This is a genomic window from Cellulomonas gelida, from assembly GCF_006538725.1.
Lineage (GTDB): Bacteria > Actinomycetota > Actinomycetes > Actinomycetales > Cellulomonadaceae > Cellulomonas > Cellulomonas gelida.
Map to the genome: position 1 here is coordinate 1 of NZ_BJLQ01000071.1, position 5,660 is coordinate 5,660.

Sequence of the window (5,660 nt, forward strand, 5' to 3'; positions counted from 1 at the left end):
TCGACGCCCGCCGTGACGCATCCGCGCGTCTCGAGCTCACCACACTTCGGCAACAGCCCCTTCAGGCCCGGTCGAGTCAATGCCGCGACTGGCCCGTCGAGGCGCGCGAACTGCCGGGGAAACAGAAGAAGCCACCCCGTGTGGGGTGGCTTCTTCTGAATGGTGTCCGGCGGCGTCCTACTCTCCCACACCCTGGCGAGTGCAGTACCATCGGCGCTGAAGGGCTTAGCTTCCGGGTTCGGAATGGGACCGGGCGTTTCCCCTTCGCTATGACCGCCGTAACGCTATCGAGTTGTGAACGGGACCGGTTCGACCGAGGTCGAACGGGTGTCGTTCGTTTCTCGGGAACCGCACAGTGGACGCGTAGCAATGAATAGAGGTGGTGAAGTTGTCGGCTGATTAGTACCGGTCAGCTGCGGCAGTCTTTCGTCCTGCCTTCCACATCCGGCCTATCTACCCAGTGGTCTAGCTGGGAGCCTCTCGCCCCGGAGGGCGTGGAAACCTCATCTTGAAGCAGGCTTCCCGCTTAGATGCTTTCAGCGGTTATCCCTTCCGAACGTAGCCAACCAGCCGTGCTCCTGGCGGAACAACTGGCACACCAGAGGTTCGTCCGTCCCGGTCCTCTCGTACTAGGGACAGCCCTTCTCAAGTTTCCTGCGCGCGCAGCGGATAGGGACCGAACTGTCTCACGACGTTCTAAACCCAGCTCGCGTACCGCTTTAATGGGCGAACAGCCCAACCCTTGGGACCTACTCCAGCCCCAGGATGCGACGAGCCGACATCGAGGTGCCAAACCATGCCGTCGATATGGACTCTTGGGCAAGATCAGCCTGTTATCCCCGGGGTACCTTTTATCCGTTGAGCGACGGCGCTTCCACAAGCCACCGCCGGATCACTAGTTCCGACTTTCGTCCCTGCTCGACATGTCTGTCTCACAGTCAAGCTCCCTTGTGCACTTGCACTCGCCACCTGATTGCCAACCAGGCTGAGGGAACCTTTGAGCGCCTCCGTTACATTTTAGGAGGCAACCGCCCCAGTTAAACTACCCACCAGGCACTGTCCCTGGTCCGGATCACGGACCGAGGTTAGATATCCAGAGCGACCAGAGTGGTATTTCAACGTTGACTCCACCGACACTGGCGTGCCGGCTTCACAGTCTCCCACCTATCCTACACAAGCCGCACCGAACACCAATACCAAGCTATAGTAAAGGTCCCGGGGTCTTTCCGTCCTGCTGCGCGTAACGAGCATCTTTACTCGTAGTGCAATTTCGCCGAGTTCGCGGTTGAGACAGCGGAGAAGTCGTTACGCCATTCGTGCAGGTCGGAACTTACCCGACAAGGAATTTCGCTACCTTAGGATGGTTATAGTTACCACCGCCGTTTACTGGGGCTTAAATTCTGAGCTTCGCCTTGCGGCTGACCCGTCCTCTTAACCTTCCAGCACCGGGCAGGCGTCAGTCCGTATACATCGTCTTGCGACTTCGCACGGACCTGTGTTTTTAGTAAACAGTCGCTTCTCCCTGGTCTCTGCGGCCCTCCACGCTCCCCCGGCTAGCGGGTTCACGCTTCAGGCCCCCCTTCTCCCGAAGTTACGGGGGCATTTTGCCGAGTTCCTTAACCACGATTTGCTCGATCGCCTTGGTATTCTCTACCTGACCACCTGAGTCGGTTTGGGGTACGGGCGGCTAGGACCTCGCGTCGAGGCTTTTCTAGGCAGCATAGGATCACCAGATTCCCGCTATCGCGGTCACCGTCAGCTCTCAGGCTTCATGAGGTGCGGATTTGCCTACACCTCGCCCTACGACCTTGGACGTGGACTACCATCGCCACGCTTGGCTACCTTCCTGCGTCACCCCTGTTAATACGCTTACCTACTACCGGTTCGGGTCCCGTGCTCCCCGGTGCGGTGCGGCCCGAAGGCCACGGTGCATCGGTTCGGACGGTTAGCATCACCGGGCTCGGTATGGGCGGTCCTTCGCCGGTACGGGAATATCAACCCGTTGTCCATCGACTACGCCTGTCGGCCTCGCCTTAGGTCCCGACTTACCCAGGGCGGATTAGCCTGGCCCTGGAACCCTTGGTCATTCGGCGGACGGGTTTCTCACCCGTCATTCGCTACTCATGCCTGCATTCTCACTCGTGTGGCGTCCACAACTGGGTTACCCCGCTGCTTCACCCGCCACACGACGCTCCCCTACCCATCCACACGACTGAACCACGAAGGCTTGTCTGTAAGTGTGAATGCCACAGCTTCGGCGGTGTGCTTGAGCCCCGCTACATTGTCGGCGCGGAATCACTTGACCAGTGAGCTATTACGCACTCTTTCAAGGGTGGCTGCTTCTAAGCCAACCTCCTGGTTGTCTGTGCAACTCCACATCCTTTCCCACTTAGCACACGCTTGGGGGCCTTAGCTGGTGGTCTGGGCTGTTTCCCTCTCGACTACGGAGCTTATCCCCCGCAGTCTCACTGCCACGCTCTGGCTTACCGGCATTCGGAGTTTGGCTAACGTCAGTAACCTGGTGGGGCCCATCGGCTATCCAGTAGCTCTACCTCCGGCAAGAAACGCGTGACGCTGCACCTAAATGCATTTCGGGGAGAACCAGCTATCACGAAGTTTGATTGGCCTTTCACCCCTAACCACAGGTCATCCCCCCGGTTTTCAACCCAGGTGGGTTCGGTCCTCCACGCGGTCTTACCCGCGCTTCAACCTGCCCATGGCTAGATCACTTCGCTTCGGGTCTAGAGCACGCGACTGTATCGCCCTATTCGGACTCGCTTTCGCTACGGCTTCCCCACACGGGTTAACCTCGCCACGTACCACTAACTCGCAGGCTCATTCTTCAAAAGGCACGCCGTCACCCCTGCTAGGGAGGCTCCGACGGATTGTAGGCACACGGTTTCAGGTACTATTTCACTCCCCTCCCGGGGTACTTTTCACCTTTCCCTCACGGTACTTGTCCGCTATCGGTCACTAGGTAGTATTTAGGCTTACACAGTGGTCTGTGCAGATTCACTCCAGGTTTCTCGGGCCCGGAGCTACTTGGGATCCCTCACGGGAGGCCACGCCATTTCGTCTACGGGGGTACCACCCTCTGTGCCGGGCCTTTCAATGCCCTTCGACTATGACGCGACTTTCTGACTCCCTGCAGGGGCGGCAGCCCCAGCTGTAAGGTCCCACAACCCCGTATGCGCAACGCCTGCCGGCTTGAACACGCACACGGTTTGGCCTGATCCGCTTTCGCTCGCCACTACTCACGGAATATCTCTTCCTGCCGGTACTGAGATGTTTCACTTCCCGGCGTTCCCTCCACGCACCCTATATATTCAGATGCGGGTCACCGCACATGACTGCGGCGGGGTTTCCCCATTCGGAGATCCTCGGATCACGGTTCGTTTGCCAACTCCCCGAGGCTTATCGCAGGCTACAACGTCCTTCATCGGCTCCTAGTGCCAAGGCATCCACCCTGTGCCCTTATAAACTTGACCACAAAGACTATTCAAAGATGCTCGCGTCCACTGTGCAGTTCTCAAGCAACGACCGACCCGCCACACCCAGCCGCGCCAACACCAACCACCCCTGCGAACAGGAGCACCAGCGCGGTACGCGAACCAGTGACGACCCGAAGGCCACCCCCGCGACCAGCCACCCACACAAGGCGACCCGACCGCAGGCATGCCCCGAGACAACAACCAACCGGCTGTTCCCTCAGGACCCAACAGCGTGCCAGGCCCACCGCCGCCGGCCAGCAGCATCCGTTCCCACCCCACAGACCAGCTGCAGGCGTACTAGGAGCCACTCACCACAACGATGAGCCGTAGTCGATGTTCCACCCGTGAGCACCACCCCCGACACGCTCGGCCGAGGCATGGGCCTGGACGCACCAGCCACCCCATGACAGGACGACCCATACGCCAGATGCTCCTTAGAAAGGAGGTGATCCAGCCGCACCTTCCGGTACGGCTACCTTGTTACGACTTAGTCCCAATCGCCAGTCCCACCTTCGACGGCTCCCCCCCAAGGGTTGGGCCACCGGCTTCGGGTGTTACCGACTTTCGTGACTTGACGGGCGGTGTGTACAAGGCCCGGGAACGTATTCACCGCAGCGTTGCTGATCTGCGATTACTAGCGACTCCGACTTCATGGGGTCGAGTTGCAGACCCCAATCCGAACTGAGACCGGCTTTTTGGGATTCGCTCCACCTCGCGGTATCGCAGCCCTTTGTACCGGCCATTGTAGCATGCGTGAAGCCCAAGACATAAGGGGCATGATGATTTGACGTCATCCCCACCTTCCTCCGAGTTGACCCCGGCAGTCTCCCATGAGTCCCCGGCATAACCCGCTGGCAACATGGGACGAGGGTTGCGCTCGTTGCGGGACTTAACCCAACATCTCACGACACGAGCTGACGACAACCATGCACCACCTGTACACCGACCTTGCGGGGAGCACATCTCTGCACTTTTCCGGTGTATGTCAAGCCTTGGTAAGGTTCTTCGCGTTGCATCGAATTAATCCGCATGCTCCGCCGCTTGTGCGGGCCCCCGTCAATTTCTTTGAGTTTTAGCCTTGCGGCCGTACTCCCCAGGCGGGGCACTTAATGCGTTAGCTGCGGCACGGAATCCGTGGAATGGACCCCACACCTAGTGCCCAACGTTTACGGCATGGACTACCAGGGTATCTAATCCTGTTCGCTCCCCATGCTTTCGCTCCTCAGCGTCAGTTGCGGCCCAGTGACCTGCCTTCGCCATCGGTGTTCCTCCTGATATCTGCGCATTCCACCGCTACACCAGGAATTCCAGTCACCCCTACCGCACTCTAGTCAGCCCGTACCCACTGCAAGCCCGAGGTTGAGCCTCGAGTTTTCACAGCAGACGCGACTGACCGCCTACGAGCTCTTTACGCCCAATAATTCCGGACAACGCTTGCGCCCTACGTATCACCGCGGCTGCTGGCACGTAGTTAGCCGGCGCTTCTTCTGCAGGTACCGTCACTTTCGCTTCTTCCCTGCTGAAAGAGGTTTACAACCCGAAGGCCGTCATCCCTCACGCGGCGTCGCTGCATCAGGCTTGCGCCCATTGTGCAATATTCCCCACTGCTGCCTCCCGTAGGAGTCTGGGCCGTGTCTCAGTCCCAGTGTGGCCGGTCGCCCTCTCAGGCCGGCTACCCGTCGTCGCCTTGGTAGGCCATTACCCCACCAACAAGCTGATAGGCCGCGAGCCCATCCCCCACCGATAAATCTTTCCACACCCCCACATGCATGAGGATGTCATATCCGGTATTAGACCCCGTTTCCAAGGCTTATCCCAGAGTGAAGGGCAGGTTGCTCACGTGTTACTCACCCGTTCGCCACTGATCCAACCAGCAAGCTGGTCTTCACCGTTCGACTTGCATGTGTTAAGCACGCCGCCAGCGTTCGTCCTGAGCCAGAATCAAACTCTCCGTCAATGTCCAACGCCACCAACCACCCCAAGGCGGCCAGCAACAAACATTACGAACGACCCGAAGGTCACGTAGATCCGGCTTCAACAAGGACCCCACCACCCACGGGGTGGACAGCAGGATCCCAATCTCAACCATTGCGCCCACCCCGACACATCGGAGCGAGCCATATGGCATCGACTACTTGGCACACTGTTGAGTTCTCAAGGAACAGACGC

Annotated in this window: 3 rRNA genes; all 3 read right to left on the minus strand. The window is 59.0% G+C overall.

From position 1 onward, the window contains the following. Positions 1-164 precede the first annotated feature (164 nt). Positions 165-281: ribosomal RNA gene (gene rrf / locus CGE01nite_RS16500) — 5S ribosomal RNA — on the minus strand. 98 nt (positions 282-379) lie between these two features. Further along, positions 380-3,488, minus strand: a 23S ribosomal RNA gene (locus CGE01nite_RS16505). A gap of 441 nt (positions 3,489-3,929) precedes the next feature. Then, positions 3,930-5,448 (minus strand): 16S ribosomal RNA (locus tag CGE01nite_RS16510). Together the 16S, 23S and 5S rRNA genes form the textbook arrangement of a ribosomal RNA operon. Between the last annotated feature and the right edge of the window lie 212 nt (positions 5,449-5,660).